At 53.7% G+C, this 17,871-nt stretch carries 14 protein-coding genes; 9 read left to right on the forward strand and 5 right to left on the reverse strand.

Going from position 1 to position 17,871, the window contains the following annotated elements:
- Positions 1 to 46: 46 nt before the first annotated feature.
- Entirely contained in the window at positions 47 to 2,227 is a 2,181-nt protein-coding gene (locus Q0824_RS10075) for an EAL domain-containing protein (RefSeq protein WP_298449993.1), read from the reverse strand.
- 23 nt (positions 2,228 to 2,250) lie between these two features.
- Positions 2,251 to 4,233 carry an HDOD domain-containing protein gene (locus tag Q0824_RS10080; protein WP_298449995.1) on the reverse strand — a complete coding sequence of 661 codons (1,983 nt, stop codon included), beginning with the start codon at positions 4,231 to 4,233 and terminating at the stop codon, positions 2,251 to 2,253.
- Between the two features lie 208 nt (positions 4,234 to 4,441).
- On the opposite strand from Q0824_RS10080, the gene Q0824_RS10085 reads away from it, so the two are divergent.
- From Q0824_RS10085 to Q0824_RS10100, 4 genes are all read left to right on the forward strand, one after another.
- Positions 4,442 to 5,758 carry an AAA family ATPase gene (locus Q0824_RS10085; RefSeq protein WP_298449997.1) on the forward strand — a complete coding sequence of 439 codons (1,317 nt, stop codon included), beginning with the start codon at positions 4,442 to 4,444 and terminating at the stop codon, positions 5,756 to 5,758.
- Between the two features lie 216 nt (positions 5,759 to 5,974).
- Positions 5,975 to 7,486, forward strand: a complete 1,512-nt coding sequence (locus Q0824_RS10090) for a fatty acyl-CoA reductase (RefSeq protein ID WP_298449999.1) — start codon at positions 5,975 to 5,977, stop codon at positions 7,484 to 7,486.
- A gap of 277 nt (positions 7,487 to 7,763) precedes the next feature.
- Positions 7,764 to 9,713, forward strand: a complete 1,950-nt coding sequence (gene acs / locus Q0824_RS10095) for an acetate--CoA ligase (protein ID WP_298450001.1) — start codon at positions 7,764 to 7,766, stop codon at positions 9,711 to 9,713.
- A 40-nt stretch (positions 9,714 to 9,753) separates the two neighbouring features.
- Positions 9,754 to 10,419: a response regulator transcription factor gene (locus tag Q0824_RS10100; protein WP_100639981.1), complete on the forward strand. Its 666-nt coding sequence runs from the start codon at positions 9,754 to 9,756 to the stop codon at positions 10,417 to 10,419.
- A 64-nt stretch (positions 10,420 to 10,483) separates the two neighbouring features.
- Here Q0824_RS10100 and Q0824_RS10105 read toward each other — a convergent pair whose 3' ends face one another.
- Positions 10,484 to 11,467, reverse strand: a complete 984-nt coding sequence (locus Q0824_RS10105) for a D-2-hydroxyacid dehydrogenase (RefSeq protein ID WP_298450003.1) — start codon at positions 11,465 to 11,467, stop codon at positions 10,484 to 10,486.
- 266 nt (positions 11,468 to 11,733) lie between these two features.
- Between Q0824_RS10105 and Q0824_RS10110 the strand changes: the two genes are divergently transcribed.
- The 3 genes from Q0824_RS10110 (at position 11,734) to Q0824_RS10120 (ending at position 13,828) form a co-directional block, all read left to right on the forward strand.
- The gene (locus Q0824_RS10110; RefSeq protein WP_298450005.1) at positions 11,734 to 12,960 is read left to right on the forward strand and encodes a pyridoxal phosphate-dependent aminotransferase; all 1,227 of its coding nucleotides are present in this window, start codon (positions 11,734 to 11,736) and stop codon (positions 12,958 to 12,960) included.
- Between the two features lie 9 nt (positions 12,961 to 12,969).
- Positions 12,970 to 13,161 (forward strand): CPXCG motif-containing cysteine-rich protein, encoded by a 192-nt coding sequence (locus Q0824_RS10115; protein ID WP_298450007.1) that lies wholly within the window; start codon positions 12,970 to 12,972, stop codon positions 13,159 to 13,161.
- A 94-nt stretch (positions 13,162 to 13,255) separates the two neighbouring features.
- Entirely contained in the window at positions 13,256 to 13,828 is a 573-nt protein-coding gene (locus tag Q0824_RS10120) for a DUF1439 domain-containing protein (RefSeq protein WP_298450009.1), read from the forward strand.
- Positions 13,829 to 13,885: 57 nt separating this feature from the next.
- Here Q0824_RS10120 and Q0824_RS10125 read toward each other — a convergent pair whose 3' ends face one another.
- Positions 13,886 to 15,040, reverse strand: a complete 1,155-nt coding sequence (locus Q0824_RS10125; RefSeq protein WP_298450011.1) for an isocitrate/isopropylmalate dehydrogenase family protein — start codon at positions 15,038 to 15,040, stop codon at positions 13,886 to 13,888.
- A gap of 183 nt (positions 15,041 to 15,223) precedes the next feature.
- Between Q0824_RS10125 and Q0824_RS10130 the strand changes: the two genes are divergently transcribed.
- On the forward strand, positions 15,224 to 15,580 hold the full coding sequence (locus Q0824_RS10130) for a hypothetical protein (protein WP_298450013.1): 357 nt from the start codon (positions 15,224 to 15,226) through the stop codon (positions 15,578 to 15,580).
- Here the strand turns inward: Q0824_RS10130 and Q0824_RS10135 are convergent.
- Positions 15,574 to 16,467 (reverse strand): LysR family transcriptional regulator, encoded by an 894-nt coding sequence (locus tag Q0824_RS10135; protein ID WP_298450015.1) that lies wholly within the window; start codon positions 16,465 to 16,467, stop codon positions 15,574 to 15,576. The two genes, Q0824_RS10130 and Q0824_RS10135, sit on opposite strands and share 7 nt — an antisense overlap.
- A 167-nt stretch (positions 16,468 to 16,634) precedes the next feature.
- On the opposite strand from Q0824_RS10135, the gene Q0824_RS10140 reads away from it, so the two are divergent.
- Positions 16,635 to 17,846, forward strand: a complete 1,212-nt coding sequence (locus Q0824_RS10140) for an acyl-CoA dehydrogenase family protein (protein WP_298450017.1) — start codon at positions 16,635 to 16,637, stop codon at positions 17,844 to 17,846.
- Positions 17,847 to 17,871: the final 25 nt, after the last annotated feature.

Consider the following 17,871-nt stretch of genomic DNA (forward strand, 5'->3'; position numbering starts at 1 on the left):
TTCAAGGTTTGGGCTAGGATTGTAAGACAGTATTTTGGGGCGCTGATCAGCGTGAAACGGCGACAGCCATTTTGGTTTCGGGCTGCGCCAGCAGTTTGCTGATTTCTGCAGCGGGTTGTGCTGGGCCGTAGAAGAATCCTTGTACCTGATGGCAGCCGAGTGCACGTAGGTAATCGAGCTGTTTTTCCGTCTCTACGCCCTCTGCAACAATTTCCAGCTTGAGCCCGTGGGCCATGGCCACAATCGCGTTAACGATACAGGCATCGTCGATGCCACTGCGGATGGCTTTCACGAAGGATTGATCAACTTTCAGGGTGTGGATAGGCAGTCTGTGCAAGTAGTTCAGTGATGAGTAACCGGTGCCAAAGTCATCGATTGCGATGCGCACGCCGATATCTGCCAGCTCCCGGAGCTTGTGACTGATTTGCTCCAGGTCATTCATGATCACGTTTTCGGTAATTTCGATTTCCAGATTTTCAGGAGGAAACTGGTTGACGTTGACCCGTTCTATCAAGGTTTCCACAAACCGGGGATGCTCCACCTCAATAGGAGACAGGTTGACGGCCAGGCGCAAGTCTTTATGGCCGGCGCGGATCCACTGGCCAACATCCCGGCAGGCCTGATCAAGAACCTGCTCGCTCAGCAGCCCAATGAGCTTGGTTTCTTCGGCCAGGCTGAGAAAATCCCGGGGGTAGAGCAGACCGCGTTCAGGGTGCTGCCAGCGCACCAAAGCTTCGAGCCCGACAATTTGATCGGTGCGGGCACAAACCTGGGGTTGATAAAATACCCGCAGTTCTTTCTTATCAAATGCCATGCGCAGATCTCGCTCCAACAGCAAGCGATGAGTGCTGTCGATGCTCATGCTCTCGGAGTAAAAACGATAGCTGTCCTTGCCTCGGGCTTTAACGTGGTACATGGCAATGTCAGCATTCTGGATTAGCTGATCCATGTTGCACCCTGCCTCGGGATAGATAGCGATACCAATGCTGACACCCACATACACTTCATGCTCGCCCAACAGGAACGGTGCTTTGAGCGTCTTGATGAGCTTTCTGGCGATCTGGCTAGCATCTTCCTGACCATGAACCGACGGCAGTAACAGGGTGAATTCGTCGCCGCCGAAGCGTGACAAGGTGTCGCCCTTGCGCAGGCAGCCTTCCAGTCGCTGAGTTACGGCTTGCAACAGTCGATCCCCCATAGCGTGGCCAAGGGTATCGTTGATGATTTTGAAACGATCCAGGTCAAGAAACATCACCGCAAGCTTTTGTTTGCCGCGGCGCGCGTGGGTGATGGCTAATTCCAGACGATCTTTGAACAACGCACGGTTAGGCAGGCGCGTGAGCAGGTCATGGTAGGCTTGGAAATTTATAAAGGCTTCGGCTTCTTTGCGCTCTGTGACATCGCGGGCTGTGCCGTAATAGCTGGCGTTTTGACCACTTCCGCCGCCGTGGGTGCTGCTGTTGTGTGTCCATGCCTGGGATGAAATGGGAAACGCGGTTATCTCGAAATGCCGCGTGGCTTGGCGGCTACCCCGTGTTTTGAGGCGTATCTCAAGGGTGCGGGGGTTGTCTGCGCTGATGTCCGGCGCATTGAGTGCGTACACGCCCCTCGCGAGATCGCGATCGTCAAGAATGTTCCGGAAGTGCTTGCCACAGAGCTCAGCCGGCTTGTAGCCCAGCAGGCTTTCGATCTTGCTGTTGATAAAACAGAAGTGCCCCTTGGCATCCAGCATAAAAACGATATCAGGGGAGCTGTTTACGATGTAGCGATGCAGGGCTTCAGACTTCTCAAGCCGAAGTTGTATGTCTTCATGGGCTTTGAGAAGTGATTGTTTGCCAACCACGGCTTTGACTGTGGCAATGAGTTCTTCCGGATCAAATGGCTTACGAACGTAGTCCAGGGCGCCACGCCTGAGTGCGCGGCTAACGGCTGCAAACGAGCTCTCTCCGCTGATAACGATAATTGCGCATTCGGGCTGCCGACTGTCGAGGTGATTCATTACCGCAAAGCCATCTACCTCTGGCATGCGCAAATCGAGAAGGGCGAGATCAAAACGAAGGGAATGGGCCAGTTCACAGGCCTGTTTCCCGCCATGGGCCTCGGAAACGTTGTAGCCGCAACTGCGCAGCAGTGTAGCCAAAGCGCTTGCCAGACGTGGCTCATCATCAACCACTAAAATACGCGCTGCATTTTGCGAGATATGCCTGTTGGGCTGATCAGGTGTCATTGCTCTGCATCCGCTATCGTTTATCAGTCGGTCTTGGTGTGTTCGTGGCTGGCCGCAGGTAGCAATAGTCGGAAGGTGGTGCCTTCCTGCCCCGTGTGACAAGCAATGATGCCCTCCATGTCATCAACAAGCTGTTTTACAATGCTCAGGCCTAAACCGCTGTGGCCGTTTCCTTTTGTGGTTTTTCCCGGTGTAAACAGGGTTTCCCGTAAGCTCGCGGGAATGCCGGTGCCTGTGTCGGTCACTACCATCTCAACCCAGTTCCGGTGCCCTTGCCACACTGGAGCCGAGGTTTTGATTGTAACGGTGCCGCCTGTCTCGAACATGCTCTCAGCGGCATTCCTGACCAGATTGATCAGAATCTGGCGAGTAGTAGGCGGGCCGGCATCAACTAATGTTGGAGTGTTGCACAGTAGCACGTTCAAATTCAGGTTGCCGTTGCTGAAAAGACTGTCTTCCAGTACACGGGCGAGGCTCGATATTTCAGCATTCAGGTCGGCGGTACCGTCGCTGATGTTGCCAGCGTTGGGGTGGTTGAGTTGCAGTAGTAAATTACATGCTCTGTCCAGTTCGTCCCGTACCACATCCAGCTCTTCCTGCATTTTTGGATCGCTAAGCCGGCTCTTGAGCTGGTGAATGTACTGGCGAATGATGGTCAGAGGGTTACTGATTTCATGTACCTGTCTGTGCAGCTTTTCCAGCGCAATCTGGCGATCGAGGTCCGCTTTGTCGGTGCTGATCTCCAAGGTAAGGATCTTGTCCTGAAGAACAGCTGAAAGCTGTTGGATAAAAAGCCGGACCAGATCTGCAGATCTGTCGGGCATTTTGCCATCGGTGCCCATTACAAATACGCCAGGGCAGCGATTACCTGTGATTACTGGGACAGCGGTCAACGACGGTGTTCTGAGTAGCGATAATAGCTGGTTGTCGAGCACGTTGGGCACGTGTCCACTCAGGCTGGTGGGTCTTCCCGATGAAAAGGCCTCAGTCAGGGCGCTGCCGCCGGACTGTGCGCTTACGGACAGGCGGGGGGTGTCCCCGGTAGTACCAGACAGCAAAACAAGGCTGTCATCTTCAAGCCCAAAGCACAGTGCCGGTAACCCGGTAATCAACGTAAGACTACTGACAGTTTCCGCAAGAATGGCGCCGCCGGTGCCGGCTAAATCTGCAAAACCAAGGGCTTGCTGCGCGATGGCTTGCTGCAATACGGTCTCGCGGAGCTGTTCTGATCCTGGCTCGGCGCTGTAACTATTGATCAGCGGAATCCCCATAGATTCTGCCATTCGGGAAACGTCGTGGTTGATCCGCCGGTTGACCTCCCGGATCAAGTCTTCGCTAAGGCCGAACATGGTGCCCGCTGCTGCAATACCGGCAGAATCAGACAAGGCGAGGCGGGTGGCAAGGCCGATAACCTTTACGAGATGCCCTGCGTCCCGCAACTCTGAGGGCAACGCCTGTTGGTAGCGCATGGCATCTGCTGCCATTGATCCTAGCCCCCAGGAGGTAACCAGATCTGCTGCGATCTCGGACTGTCGATTCATGAATTCTTGCCGCGCCTCGATATCAGGCGTCTTGATTGCGATCAGCTCACCGATGTTGTGGAGCATCCCGAGCATGAAGGCTTCATCGGCTTCCGGGTAGCGGGTCAGGGTCGCCAATGCCCGTGCTGTAAGTGCGGTTGTCAGGGCATGGCGCCAGAAATCCCGCAATTGCTGCCAGGCGCCACCACCCAGGTCGAAGAGTATCTGGCGCAAAGCGACGGTCAGTATCAGTGTTTTGAAGCGCTGGGTTCCAAGGCGCATTAACGCCTGATCAATGGATCGTATTCCGGGTGTGGGGCCATACAGGGCGGAGTTGGCCAGAGCCAGGATCCGAACCACCAAGGCCGTGTCTGAGGATACGATTTCGCTGATTGCGCGGTAGTTATCATCCCGATGGCAAGCTTCAAGCGCGCGCAGAGTGACTTCCGGAAGGCTCGGGAGCTGAAGATCGGGAACTGTATTCATGGGCTTGCCTATAAGTAAGCGCGCTAAAATCAGACTGTGAAACTATGTTCATTTTTATTGTGCACTGGAGCTTAGTCAAAAACACAGGAAGATTAAACAACAACTGTTCTTTTTTTGATCGGCGTATGCATCGTAACGTGATGTGTGTACAATTTTTACAGACTAAAGCGCCGTTTGTTGTTTTTGCAAGGATGTAAGGTCGCCCGCCATGAGTGCTCAACATTCCCTGGTACACAAAGCGAACTCACCCAGAACCATCGCCATCACTGGCGGAAAGGGCGGTGTGGGAAAAACATCCGTGGCACTGAATTTGGCGCTCACGCTGGCGCGCCACGATAAACGCGTACTGCTTTTGGACGGCGACACAGATCTTGCAAATGTCAGCATCATGCTGGGCCTTTACCCCGAGCGCACACTGGCCAATGTGGTTGCTGGTGAATGCCGCTTGGAGGATATTCTTCTGGAGGTGAATTACGGCCTGCACATCCTGCCTGGAGCTTCTGGTGTTCAGGAATGCATGGATATGGCACCGGAGGACAGTTTTCGTATCCTGCGTGCGCTTTCAATGCTGGAGCGGCGCTACGATTACGTAATAACGGATACGGCTGCCGGTCTTCAGCCCACCGGTTTGCACATGATTGCAGCGGCGGAGCTGGCATGCGTTGTGGTAACGCCGGACCCAGCTTCGCTGACGGATGCTTTTTCCCTGATCAAAGTGTTAAGGCGCCGTGGCTATAAACGAACACCCAGTGTATTGATCAATATGGCACAAGGTGCCAGTCAAACCCGCTCAGTGTTTCAGCGCCTCGACTCCGCCGCACGACGTCACCTTAAGTGCTCTCTGCATTACATGGGAGGGATATGGCGCGATGAGACTCTGCGCCAGTCCGTGCTGAATCAAAAGCCTGTTGCACTCTTGCCTCAGTCAGATCCGTCATGCCGGCAGTTCGGTACACTGGCGGATATGCTTGAGGTGCGCCTCACGCAACTTCCTGCCCGAAAAGCCGGCATAGCGGCTTATTGGCATTCCGTTTCGAAGCGCCAGCAGACCCGCGAGCGGAAGATGGAGGCATCCAGCCCCTCGGCGAGCCCTCGTGAGCGTTGTTTGACGGCTATCAGCGAACTGGAAGCAGTGCTCGGGCCTGCAAATGAGTGCGCCATGCTGCGCTACGATGTTTTTATGCAGTTGTTTGCGTTGCTGGGGCGCAAGCCAGATAACGACGCCATTGAAATTATCCAAACCGGGCTCGGTGCTATTGCCTGGGAAAGTCTGAACCGAGAGCAGCGTGATCATCTCGCAGCCCACCTCAGGCATTTAGCGGAAGAAATCTCGCCCCCTGCTACGGATGATACCCGTGACGTTGTGAAGAGCTTGCCGCAACCTGTACTTCCTGAACCATTTTACGACCGCATCAGCTTTGGTGATCAGGAAAACCTGGTCAGGGTGTTGAAAGAGCAGCCTTCCGGTATTGCCCTGAGCCAGCTACTGCGGTCGTTGGTAGATGAGGAAGACAGTGGCGCTTAAGAAGGTTCGCCTTGGTGCATGAACATGCCGGTTAATTCGCCATTTCATCGGGGGAGTTTGTAGAGTAGCGTTTTGTGCTGGCGCTGTTGCGTGAGTTTTGGTGATAACCTTGCAGTTTGTCACCGTACAGCCATAGATGTTGTGCAAGGATTGGGTACCTCAAGCATCCATGGAAAAGGAGTGTTCGTCATCACAAATATAATAAAGGAGGCGGTAATGTCTTCGTCAAAGGTACTTGAACAGCTGCGAGGCAAGCAGGTCTTGATTACCGGCACCACGGGTTTTCTGGGCAAGGTTATTCTGGAAAAGCTGATTCGTACGGTGCCGGATATTGGCGGTATACACCTGCTGATACGGGGCAATAAACAGCATCCTGACGCCCGTGGGCGCTTTCTCCAGGAAATTTCCACCTCCTCTGTATTTGATCGTTTACGCCAGGAGAACAGCGAAGCGTTTGAGTCATTTCTGGAAGATCGCCTGCACTGTGTCACTGGGGAAGTCACTCAGCATGGTTTTGGACTGAAGCCTGAGGCGTTTCAAAAGCTGGCGGGCAGTGTTGATGCTGTTATTAACTCCGCTGCCAGCGTTAACTTCCGGGAAGAGTTGGACAAGGCGCTATCTATCAATACGTTGTGTCTGCAAAATATTGCGGAACTAGCACAGCTGAACCCCTCCCTTGCGGTGATTCAGGTTTCAACCTGTTATGTGAACGGAATGAATTCTGGTCAGGTTACTGAATCAGTGATCAAGCCTGCGGGTGCGGATATCCCTCGCAGCTCCTCAGGTTATTACGAAATTGAAGAACTGATCCGGGTACTTAATGACAGCATTGCAGATGTGCGCTCGCGCTACACCGGCAAATTGCTGGAGCGCAAACTTGTAGACTTGGGTATCCGTGAGGCAAACCGATACGGCTGGAGTGACACTTACACTTTTACCAAATGGCTAGGCGAGCAACTGCTGATGAAAGCGCTGGAGGGGCGTGCCCTTACCATTGTGCGCCCGTCCATAATTGAAAGTGCTTTAGAAGAGCCGGCACCGGGCTGGATTGAAGGCGTAAAAGTAGCAGATGCCATCATTCTTGCTTATGCGCGAGAAAAGGTAACTTTATTCCCCGGCAAACGCTCCGGTATCGTTGATGTTATTCCCGTTGATCTGGTCGCGAACACCATTATTCTTGCGGTTGCGGAAGCATTGGGCGAGCGCCCGGAAGCCAGGATTTATCAGTGCTGCAGTGGCAGCTCCAACCCGGTGTCAGTCGGTGAGTTCATCGATCACCTGATGGCGGAAGCTAAGAGCAACTATGCTTCCTACGAAAACCTGTTTTATCGTCGACCCGTCAAACCCTTCATTGCAGTGAACCGTGCTCTGTTTGACGCGTTAGTGGGTGGTGCTCGCATTCCATTGAGCCTTGCCAGCCGCATGAAGGGCCTGCTGGGGCAGGGGCGTGAGCTTAAAGCCTTGCAAAACCTTGATACCACACGCTCGTTGGCTACTATTTTTGGTTTCTATACCGCTCCGGATTATATCTTCCGCAATGACGACCTTCTGGCTCTGGCCGCGCGCATGGGTGAGGTAGACAAGGCGTTGTTCCCTGTGGATGCCCGCGAAATTGACTGGGCGGTGTATTTGCGCAAGATTCACTTGGCTGGCCTGAACCGGTACGCCCTGAGTGCGAAAAAAGCCCGACTTCCGCGAAGTTCCCGTGGGCGAAAGAAAGCCGCCTGATTCCACTTGGCCCCGTTCAATCGGGCTGGTTTATCTCTCGGAGACGCAGAACTGCCTTTAATTTGAAGTTCATGCTGTTTGGAAATTACCCTTGAATTCTTGCAGGTTACTGTACCTTTCAGGCTAAAAGTTCAAGTAGGTTAGGACGTTAGTCTAATTCATTGTGTGGTAGTTCACATGTTGAACTACGGCTATGAATCCGCGGGGTCTGTATACCCCACCGCTCTGGATTGACCAAATCTACAATGACAACAAACTCTGTTCAAAGGGGAGCACTATGACTGATAAAAACCTTTATCCGGTAAGCCCGGAGGTGGCCAAGCGGGCCTTGATAAACCGGGAGCAGTATGACGAAATGTATCGTCAGTCCATTACAGATCCAGATGCTTTCTGGGGAGAGCATGGAAAGCGAATTGACTGGATCAAGCCCTACACCAAAGTTAAGAACACCACATTCGATCCTAAAAACGTTTCCATCAAGTGGTTTGAAGATGGCGAGTTGAATGCGTCTGCAAACTGCCTGGATCGACATCTTGAAACCCGCGGCGATCAGACGGCCATTATTTTTGAAGGCGACGACCCAGCCGAATCCCGTCATGTCAGTTATCGCGAGTTGCACGAAGAGACCAGCAAGTTTGCTAACGTACTGAAAAGCCTTGGCGTAACAAAAGGTGATGTTGTCACGATTTATATGCCAATGATTGTTGAAACCGCCGTGGCCATGCTGGCATGTACCCGTATTGGTGCTATCCATTCGGTTGTTTTTGGCGGCTTCTCGCCTGAAGCATTGGGTGCCCGAATCGTGAACGGTAAGTCGCGCTTTGTTGTTACCGCCGATGAAGGGCTTCGCGGTGGCCGTAAGGTGCCACTCAAAAAGAACGTGGACGCCGCCCTGAAAGACCGGGAAGGCGTGGCCGTTGAGAAGGTTGTGGTTGTCAGCCGCACCGGAAACAAAGACTTGCCCTTCCAGGAAGGTCGGGATGTGCGCTACGAAGATTTGATGGCAACCGCATCCGCTGACTGCCCGCCAGAGCCAATGAATGCTGAAGATCCTTTGTTCATGCTCTACACATCAGGTTCTACTGGTGCACCCAAGGGCGTTTTGCATACTACCGGCGGTTATCTGGTGTATGCCTCCATGACCCATGAGTATGTGTTTGATTATAAAGAGGGTGATGTTTACTGGTGTACCGCAGACTTTGGCTGGGTAACAGGCCATAGTTACATTCTTTATGGCCCTCTGTGCAACGGCGCTACATCGCTACTGTTTGAAGGTGTTCCCAATTATCCGGATAGCTCTCGTATGGGCCAGGTTGTTGACAAGCATCAGGTCAACATTCTGTACACCGCCCCAACTGCTATTCGGGCGCTGATGGCTGAAGGCGAAGCCTGCATGGCAGGCACAACACGCAAGAGCCTGAAGTTGCTGGGTTCCGTGGGCGAACCCATAAATCCGGAAGCCTGGGAGTGGTACCACCGTGTAATCGGCAACAGCCAGTGCCCGATTGTGGATACCTGGTGGCAGACAGAAACCGGGGGCATTCTGATTGCACCGCTGCCCGGCGCCGTTGATTTAAAGCCGGGCTCCGCGACTGTGCCTTTCTTTGGTGTAAAGCCTGGCCTGATGGACAATGAAGGGAATCTGCTGGAAGGCAAAGCGGATGGCAATCTCGTTATTCTGGATAGTTGGCCCGGGCAGATGCGCACGATCTACGGTGATCATGAGCGTTTTATCCGAACCTATTTCAGCGCCTACCCCGGGATGTACTTTTCCGAAGATGGCGCGCGCAGAGATGAAGGCGGAGATTACTGGATTACCGGGCGCGTGGATGATGTGCTTAACATTTCCGGGCACCGCTTGGGCACTGCTGAGGTAGAAAGCGCGCTTGTGGCTCATGATAAGGTGGCAGAAGCTGCGGTTGTTGGCTTCCCCCATGACATAAAAGGCCAGGGGCTTTATGTTTACGTTACTCTGATGCAGGGTGAAGAGCCTTCAGATGAGCTCAAAAAAGAGCTGGTACAATGGGTTCGCAAGGAAATCGGCCCCATAGCCTCTCCGGATGTCATCCAGTGGGCACAGGGCATGCCAAAAACGCGGTCAGGCAAAATTATGCGCCGGATTCTGCGTAAAATTGCTGCTAACGAGCACGATCAGTTGGGAGACACATCCACACTTGCAGATCCAAGCGTAGTGGATGATCTCATCAGCAATCGTGAGTTTAAATAAGGTCTGAAAACAGGCCGAAAACCTGTGAGGAATCGGTTTAATGACACAAACAATTATCGTCGCTGATGATCATCCGCTGTTTCGGGCCGCCCTGAAACAGGCGGTCAGTCAGGCGGTACCTGATGCGGAAACCGTAGAAGTTGATAGCATCAAGGCACTCCAGGCGTCGGTAGATTCGCACCCGGATGCAGATCTGGTCCTGCTTGATCTGAATATGCCGGGTGCCCACGGTTTCTCGGGGCTGGTGTTCATGCGTGGACAATACCCCGGGCTACCCGTGGTGGTTGTGTCAGGGTCGGAGCAATTGCAGGTAATGCGTCGCTCGATCGACTATGGGGCGTCTGGCTTTATTCCAAAGTCGGCGCCACTGCCCACCATCACCGAGGCTATTCGAGCTGTGCTTGAGGGGGATGTGTGGCTGCCGGAAGGCGTAGCAGACAAGCTGGAGCGCATGCACGCCGACACCACCGACTTTTCTGAAAAGCTGGCATCACTGACCCCGCAACAATTCCGGGTGTTGGGCATGCTGGCGGAAGGCCTTCTGAACAAGCAGATTGCTTATGATTTGGAAGTTTCGGAGGCTACGATCAAGGCGCACATCACTGCCGTGTTCCGCAAGCTTGGGGTTCGCAATCGCACCCAGGCGGTAATCGCGATACAGCAGATGGAGATAGACCCTTCGGATCAGTCGTTGTCTGGTAGCTGAGGCTCAGTAAGTCAGGAGGCCGGACGGGGGGAGGTGTTCCCGTCCGACATTTGTGGGAACTCGGCTACTTGCTCCCAGCGTACCCCAACTCCTTATCCACCAGATTGAACAGCTCCTCACCACCGTGCCAGCGGTCAAAATTCTCCAGAAACTGATCGGTAAGTGCCCGGTGCCAGCCGATAAAGTCACCGGCCATGTGTGCTGTCATGATGACGTTTTCCATATCCCAAAGCGGGTGGTCTTCCGGTAACGGCTCTTCTTCGAATACGTCGAGCCCGGCACCGGCAATTTCGCCACTCTCCAGCGCAGCAATAAGATCGGCTGTTTTGACAATTGGGCCGCGGCCAACGTTAATCAGGCGTGCAGTGTTTTTCATCGCCTTGAATGCCTTCTCGTCAAACAAACCCTCTGTCTGCGGTGTCAGCGGTGCAGCAATCACCACGTAATCTGCCAGTTCCAGCTGGTGATATAACTCATCATTGCCATGAACCGCCACAAAATCCGGGTCTTCCGTGCGGGCTGTTCTGGCAATGCCGTGGGGCTTCATGCCAGCAGCGGCAACAAGACGTCCAATCTGCCGACCGATAGAGCCTGCGCCCACGACAAGAACCTGCTTGCCTGTCGCTCTTTCCGTATCCCGGTGCTTCCACTGGTGTTTCATTTGCAGGCGGATTGAGCCGGGAAAATCCTTGGCAAACATCAGGATGGTGCAAAGCACATATTCAGCGATGGTGCGGTCAAATATGCCTCTGGCGTTGGTGACAATCACACTGCTTTTTGTGAGGGCAGGGAACATCAGGGCATCTACCCCGGCGCTGGTGGCATGTATCCACCTCAGTTTATCCGCACAGCCCCAAGCCGCCTCAAGTGCCTCAGTTCTGAAATCTGTCACCATCATCACATCGGTGCCCGGCAAGGTACTTCGCAAGGTTGCCTCGTCGCTGGCGAAACGCACTTCGGCGCGAGCCCGAAGCGCATCCATTCCCGGTGGCTCCTGCTCTCCGGGAGCAGTAAGGACAGTTACAACAGGCTTGCTGAGATGGGACATTGAACCTCCGGGGCTTCGATTGCTGATTATCGAGAGTTGTTTTACGGGCCAAGCATTTTCCTCTACAAAACCCTTGAAGCCAGTCTGGTAGGCGGATGCCGTCTGGTCAACCTCAGCTCGCACCTAAGGTAGTGATCATCGTTGATCCTGGTGGGTACTTGTACCTATCAAGCCCGTCCCTGCATTACCTTGTATGCCCGGATTTTCCTGACTAACCTGCAAGAGGGTCTGTTTTGGCCCTCCCGTTCCCGTTGTAGGAGGTTGTTATGGCAAATGGCGCCAATAAAGATACCGGCGAGGATAAAGTGCGGAGAGTGAAATACCGGAAGGCGAAGGCCAGTTGGAACCCTGCGATGCAGGCGATTCCGGTACCGGGGATTCGGCGCATGGTCAATATGGCAGCCACTATGAAGGATGTAATTCATCTTTCGATTGGCCAGCCTGACCTCCCTACACCCAAGCATGTTATTGATGCTTATATTGACGCCCTCAATGCAGGACAAACTGGCTACACCATGGATGCCGGTTTGCCTGAACTGCTTGTGGCCTTGAGGGATTACTACGGCAAGCGATACAACCGAAAACTCACCAGGGATAATATTCTGGTGACCAGCGGAGCAACCGAGGCCATGTATCTGGCTATCTCGGCGACATCTGCACCGGGCCGCCAATTTATCGTTACAGACCCTTCTTTTTTGCTGTACGCGCCACTCATCCGCATGAACGGGGGGGAAGTGAAGTTTGTACCGACCCGTGTGGAAAACGATCATCAGCTTGATCCCGACGAAGTGATCGCAGCCATGGGGCCGCGTACGTTTGCCTTGATACTGAATAATCCGAATAACCCTACTGGGGCGGTATATCCCCGCAGTACCGTGGAAGCCATTCTGGAAGAGTGCGCCTATCGGGGCATACAGGTGTATGCCGATGAGGTGTACGACCACATGATTTTTGATGATGAAGATTTTGCCAGTGTTCTCAGTTGCTCTGTGGATCTGGACAACATCATGTGCATCAGTAGTTTCTCGAAAACCTACAGTATGGCGGGGCTGCGTGTGGGTTGGGTCATTGCCAGCCAGGCCACAATCAAATACCTACGGCGCTACCACATGTTCACCACGTCGGTTGCCAATACGCCCTCACAATATGCGGGTGTGGCAGCACTAACGAGTGACCAGCAATGCGTAACGGACATGCTGGCCATCTATCGGGAGCGCAGGGATAAGGTAGTGGAGCTGGTTGATCAGACCCCATACCTGACCGGGTATAAGCCAGGAGGAGCATTCTTTGTCTTCCCGGACTTGCCACCCCATGTTGATGGGTCAGATCTGGCCTTGCGAATGCTCAAAGAAACCGGCGTGTGTGTGGTGCCGGGAGATGCATTTGGCGAAGCCTGTACCAATGCCGTTCGAATCAGCTTTTCTACTACGTGTGAGAAACTTGATGCGGCGTTTGACCGTATCATTCCGTGGATGGCCAAACAGAAGTTCTGAGGAGTGCTTATGTCGGCTCTGGATTCGGTTCTTGTCCAGTGCCCCTATTGTTGGGAGGCGCTGGATATCAGCGTCGACCCTTCAGTGGCGGAACAGGAATATGTTGAAGATTGTCAGGTATGCTGTCAGCCCATTCTATTGCGTGTGGTTTTCGATGATAATCTTACCCCGCACGTAGAGGCCCGGGCCGAAAACGAGTAGTAAACCCCGGATTCTGACCGATCATTAATCTGCCAATCTTGTCTCGCCTCCCATGCTGCCGCAGGATAGGGGGTCAATCCACGGAGATTAAACGATGAAATATACACGCCTTAATGGCCTTTGGGGCTTAATGTTGCTGGCTTTTGCTCTGACGAGTGGCTGTGCCAGCATGTCCCCTTATGCAATATCGGAAGGTGAGCTTGAGCGGCATCTGCAGGATGTTGTGAGCGATTTTGACCGCACGCAGTTAAAGAATGGCTCTCCGCTTAGCATGAGCCTTAGTGGTGCCGACATTACCCTGGGGCCAGATGGTCGCGATGTGGCAGTGATAGACCTGAAGGGGCAGGTGGCTCTGAATGCTTTTCTGGCCAAACTTCCGGTTGATATCGCCCTGAAAGTGGAAGGCGCCCCGGTCTATGACAGCAAGGAAAAAGCCATCTATATTCGCAGAATCAAGTTGCTTGAAAGCAGCATTGATTCCGGCTTTTTCAAGGGTGATCTTGCGCCCGTTACCGACACCGTGATGGGCGTTGTGGCCCAAATGCTGGAAACCATGCCGGTATATCGTCTGGACGAAACCAACATGGCCCAGCGTATGTTTGGAATGGTGCCTATGGATGTTCGGGTAGCGCCCGGGCGCCTTGAATTTGTAATGGCTGACAAGTAAGCAATATTTAGTGGACCAGAGCCAGGTGCTGGTTTCTGGCTCTGGTTCAGCGGTCGGTCAGGCTGACAGGCGTTGGCAGATTGCCTCTCCGATCTCGCTGGTTCCCCTCCGTGCACCCGCATTTTCAGCCAGATCCGCCGCTACCGCGTCAAAAAGTTCCTTACCAGCTACTGCCATCACCGGATCTTTCCGGCCAAACCATTCCAGCATTCGTGCTGCGGTGAACAGCATGGCGGTTGGGTCTGCCAAGCCTTGGCCAGCGATGTCTGGGGCGCTGCCATGGGTTGGCTCGAACATGGATGGCATGTCCGGGTCTGTTGGATTCAGGTTGCAAGAGGGCGCAACCCCCATCCCGCCTGAGAGCACGGCAGCTAAATCCGTAAGAATATCCCCTTGCAGGTTGCTCGCTACCACCACATCGAAGGCCCAAGGGCTCTGTACAAACTTCATGCAGGCCGCGTCTACCAGTTCATGGTGGGTGGCTACATCCGGATAGTCTTTGCTGATTTCGTCGAAAGCTTCAGTGTACATATCGCCCCAATAGCGTAGGGCATTACGTTTAGTAATCAGGCATACCTGGCTTTCACAAGTGTCGCCATCCAGGGTGCGGAACTCTCTGGTACGACCTTCATTCGACCGTTCAGTCGCTCGGGCGCGGGCTTGCTCAAATCCATAGCGAATGATGCGATTGGTAGCCTTGCGCGTAAACACCTCCAATTGTGTCGCAATCTCATCCTCAGTGCCCTGACGCAAACGTCCACCCTGGCTCACGTACTCACCTTCAGAGTTCTCCCGAATCACCAGCATGTCTATGTCTTTTGCGCGCTCATCGGCGAGGTATTGGCGGGCACCGGGTAGCAGCCGGGCAGGGCGCTCGCACACCCATTGGTCAAAACCTTTGCGCATTTCCAGCAGAGGTGCCAGTGAAACGCTGTCGGTCAAAAGGTAGCGATTCGGGTCGTCCAGAGGCCCTGGATCACCCAGGGCGCCAAGCAGAATGGCATCGTAAGCTTTGAGCTGGGCTAAAGCATCCGCTGGCATGGATTCGCCATGTGCTTGGTGCCAAGCGTGAGAAGGCCATGGAAACTCATCCCATTCAAGGCTGAGGTTGTGCTTGGTGCGCAGGGTTTCCAGGCAGCGTATGGCTTCCCCCACAACCTCCGGGCCAATGCCGTCGCCCGGTGTCACTGCAATGCGGGTAGTCTGGGCCATTTTGGAGACTCCTTTTCAAATTGACTCGTATGGATAACCAACCCAGTTTAGTCAGGGAAACCGGGGTTGCCACCAGTGAGGGAAATAAACCCCTTTTACCCGCCCGCAGCCCGACGCTATAGTGTGTCCGCAATTGGCGCATTCGCGCTTTTTATTGGTTCCATCTACTACAGGACGGCAACTTTGCTTTACCGACTTCTTACCATAATTGGCGGCTTGGTATTTGTGGCGGCGCTCTTCGCGCTGGTATGGTTTTTCTGCAAGAAGTTTCTGCAGCGTCAGGGCGTTACTGAGAACCTTTCAGATCGCACTACCGAACTCGCCACATGGACCTTTGCGGGCATCAGTATTGGGATGGTATTTGCGGTGGTTGGGGCATTTGTACTCGGCCCCTGGGCGTTCTATCGCACCCTGCGAGGGCATGGCGTGGCTATTTCCGATGGCGCGGCCATTTGGTGGGGGTTTGGCATAGTGTTGGCGTCCCTGGGTATTACTGCCGTTGGCTTCTTCGGCTTTCTGATGGCCGTAGGGGCTTACTGAATTGCCTTGAGCTGTTCCCGAAACCAGATAAGCGCCGGCTCCTGACCGTAGGCTGTGTGCCAGTATAGGTGCACATCGACTGAGGGCAGGTCGGCTGGCGGGTTCATGATGGTGATATTTGCCCGCTCTGAAATGATCTGGGCGTAGGTTTCAGGCATGGTTAGCAACAAGTCTGTTTGTTCCACTACTCGACAGGCGGCGTAATAGTGCTGACAGCGCAGGCGGATACTGCGTTGAACTCCGAGCCTTGAGAGCTCAAAGTCCTCAATTCCCGGCCCTTCTGCGCGCGATGAAACCAGTACGTGACGCGCAGAAAGGTATCCCTCCATATCCAGTGTGTTTGCTGCAAGCGGGTGGCCTTCCCGCACCAGGACCACAAGCCTGTCCTGCCTGAGAAGTTCATGGGACGTTTGGTTGCTGACTGGCAGCAAAACATCCACAGCAAAGTCCAGTTTGCCTGCAGCCAGTTGTGTTTCCATATCCCGCCGGGGAATGCGCTTACTGGCTATTTCCAGCTCAGGATAGGGGTTTAGCCGTTGCATCAGTGGCGGCAGAAACGTTGATTCCAGAACATCCCTCAACCCCAAAGAATAGGTTTTACGCTGGTTTGCCGGGTCAAACGCATGGAATTGGTTCACTGCACCCTGAATCTGGGTAAGCCCCGGCTTCATGGATTCCAGAAAACGCCGCGCCAGAGGTGTAGGCACCATCTGGTTGCCCTGGCGGGTGAACAGCGGGTCGTCAAAATGTTCTCGCAATCGAGACAGTGAATGACTGACGGCGGGCTGGGTAAGGTGTAACGCCTTCGCTGCCCGGGTAAGGCTGCCTTCCCGGTAAATCGTGTCAAATACATGCAGCAGGTTGAGATCCAGACGATTCCCGGCCATAGTCATTAATCTCTATGCAGATTAGTTTGGTTAATAGTAAACGATAAGAATAATTCAGTCGCGTAATAGTTTGAGCAACTCTAGACTGGTTTCATCGTGCTTATATTCATCGCACCGTTTGCTAGTCTATCTAATAGATGTTGTTCAATTTCTGAGAGGGTTCGGCAATGGATTTCAGTATCTCCGAGAAGGGTCAGGATTATCTCGAGCGTGTTAAAGCGTTTATGGCAGAAGAGATTTTCCCGATAGAGGTTCAGTACCAGAAGGAATTGGCGTCTCTTGAAAATCGCTGGGTTGTACTGCCAATCATCAAAGAGTTGAAGGAAAAGGCCAAAGCTCAAGGTCTCTGGAACATGTTCTTCCCTGATGAAAAGCACGGGTGCGGCTTGCTCAACTCCGATTACGCTCTGATTGCAGAAGAAACCGGCCGCAGCTTTATTGCGCCCGAAATTTTCAATTGCAACGCGCCCGACACCGGCAACATGGAAGTGCTCATTCACTACGGCTCCGAAGAGCAGAAAGCTGAATGGCTGCCACGCTTGCTTAGCGGCGAAATCCGCTCTGCCTTCTGCATGACCGAACCTGCAGTAGCCTCCTCAGACGCCACCACTATGGAAGCAACAGCCGTAGTGGAAGGGGATGAAGTTGTGCTGAACGGCCGTAAGTGGTGGAGCACGGGTGTTGGCCACCCGGACTGCAAAGTTGCTATTTTCATGGGATTGTCAGATCCAGATGCCCACAAACACCGCCGCCACTCCATGGTGCTGGTTCCAATGGATGCACCAGGTGTAACCATTGAGCGCATGCTCCCAGTATTCGGTGAATATGACGAACCCTACGGTCACGGTCAGGTGCTGTTCGAAAACGTTCGCCTACCCAAGAGCGCCTTCATCGCAGGCCCCGGACGCGGTTTCGAGATTGCCCAAGGCCGCCTTGGACCTGGCCGAGTACACCACTGCATGCGCGCAATCGGCGCGGCAGAGCGCACGCTCGAGCTTTTGGTTAAACGGTCACTAAGCCGCGAAGCCTTTGGGCGCCCCTTGGCCAAGCTGGGTGGTAATCCGGATATTATTGCCAATGCCCGCATGTCCATTGAACAGGCGCGCTTGCTGACCCTGAAATGCGCCTGGGCACTGGATACCAAAGGCATTGCTGGAGCCATTCAGGAAGTCGCCATGATCAAAGCGGTGATTCCAAACATGCTGCAAACCATTGTTGATCAGGCTATTCAGATTCACGGCGGTGCGGGTGTGAGCGACGACGACTTCCCACTGACCCAATTGTTTGCCTACGCTCGGGTATTGCGTTTGGCTGATGGTCCGGATGAAGTTCATCGCGCAACAGTTGCGCGCATCGAGTTGCGCAAGTATAAAAATTGATGATCTAGCGCCAATGATGAGAGGA

The organism is uncultured Marinobacter sp. (assembly GCF_947488835.1).
In the GTDB taxonomy this organism is placed as follows: Bacteria; Pseudomonadota; Gammaproteobacteria; order Pseudomonadales; family Oleiphilaceae; genus Marinobacter.

What these genes read in the sequence shown, in the direction of transcription:
- Q0824_RS10125 (WP_298450011.1), bottom strand. Translation starts at nt 15,040, where the DNA reads ATGGCCCAGACTACCCGCATTGCAGTGACACCGGGCGACGGCATTGGC.
- Q0824_RS10140 (WP_298450017.1), top strand. Translation starts at nt 16,635, where the DNA reads ATGGATTTCAGTATCTCCGAGAAGGGTCAGGATTATCTCGAGCGTGTT.
- Q0824_RS10090 (WP_298449999.1), top strand. Translation starts at nt 5,975, where the DNA reads ATGTCTTCGTCAAAGGTACTTGAACAGCTGCGAGGCAAGCAGGTCTTG.
- Q0824_RS10120 (WP_298450009.1), top strand. Translation starts at nt 13,256, where the DNA reads ATGAAATATACACGCCTTAATGGCCTTTGGGGCTTAATGTTGCTGGCT.
- Q0824_RS10105 (WP_298450003.1), bottom strand. Translation starts at nt 11,467, where the DNA reads ATGTCCCATCTCAGCAAGCCTGTTGTAACTGTCCTTACTGCTCCCGGA.
- Q0824_RS10085 (WP_298449997.1), top strand. Translation starts at nt 4,442, where the DNA reads ATGAGTGCTCAACATTCCCTGGTACACAAAGCGAACTCACCCAGAACC.
- Q0824_RS10100 (WP_100639981.1), top strand. Translation starts at nt 9,754, where the DNA reads ATGACACAAACAATTATCGTCGCTGATGATCATCCGCTGTTTCGGGCC.
- Q0824_RS10075 (WP_298449993.1), bottom strand. Translation starts at nt 2,227, where the DNA reads ATGACACCTGATCAGCCCAACAGGCATATCTCGCAAAATGCAGCGCGT.
- Q0824_RS10135 (WP_298450015.1), bottom strand. Translation starts at nt 16,467, where the DNA reads ATGGCCGGGAATCGTCTGGATCTCAACCTGCTGCATGTATTTGACACG.
- Q0824_RS10115 (WP_298450007.1), top strand. Translation starts at nt 12,970, where the DNA reads ATGTCGGCTCTGGATTCGGTTCTTGTCCAGTGCCCCTATTGTTGGGAG.
- Q0824_RS10080 (WP_298449995.1), bottom strand. Translation starts at nt 4,233, where the DNA reads ATGAATACAGTTCCCGATCTTCAGCTCCCGAGCCTTCCGGAAGTCACT.
- Q0824_RS10110 (WP_298450005.1), top strand. Translation starts at nt 11,734, where the DNA reads ATGGCAAATGGCGCCAATAAAGATACCGGCGAGGATAAAGTGCGGAGA.
- acs (WP_298450001.1), top strand. Translation starts at nt 7,764, where the DNA reads ATGACTGATAAAAACCTTTATCCGGTAAGCCCGGAGGTGGCCAAGCGG.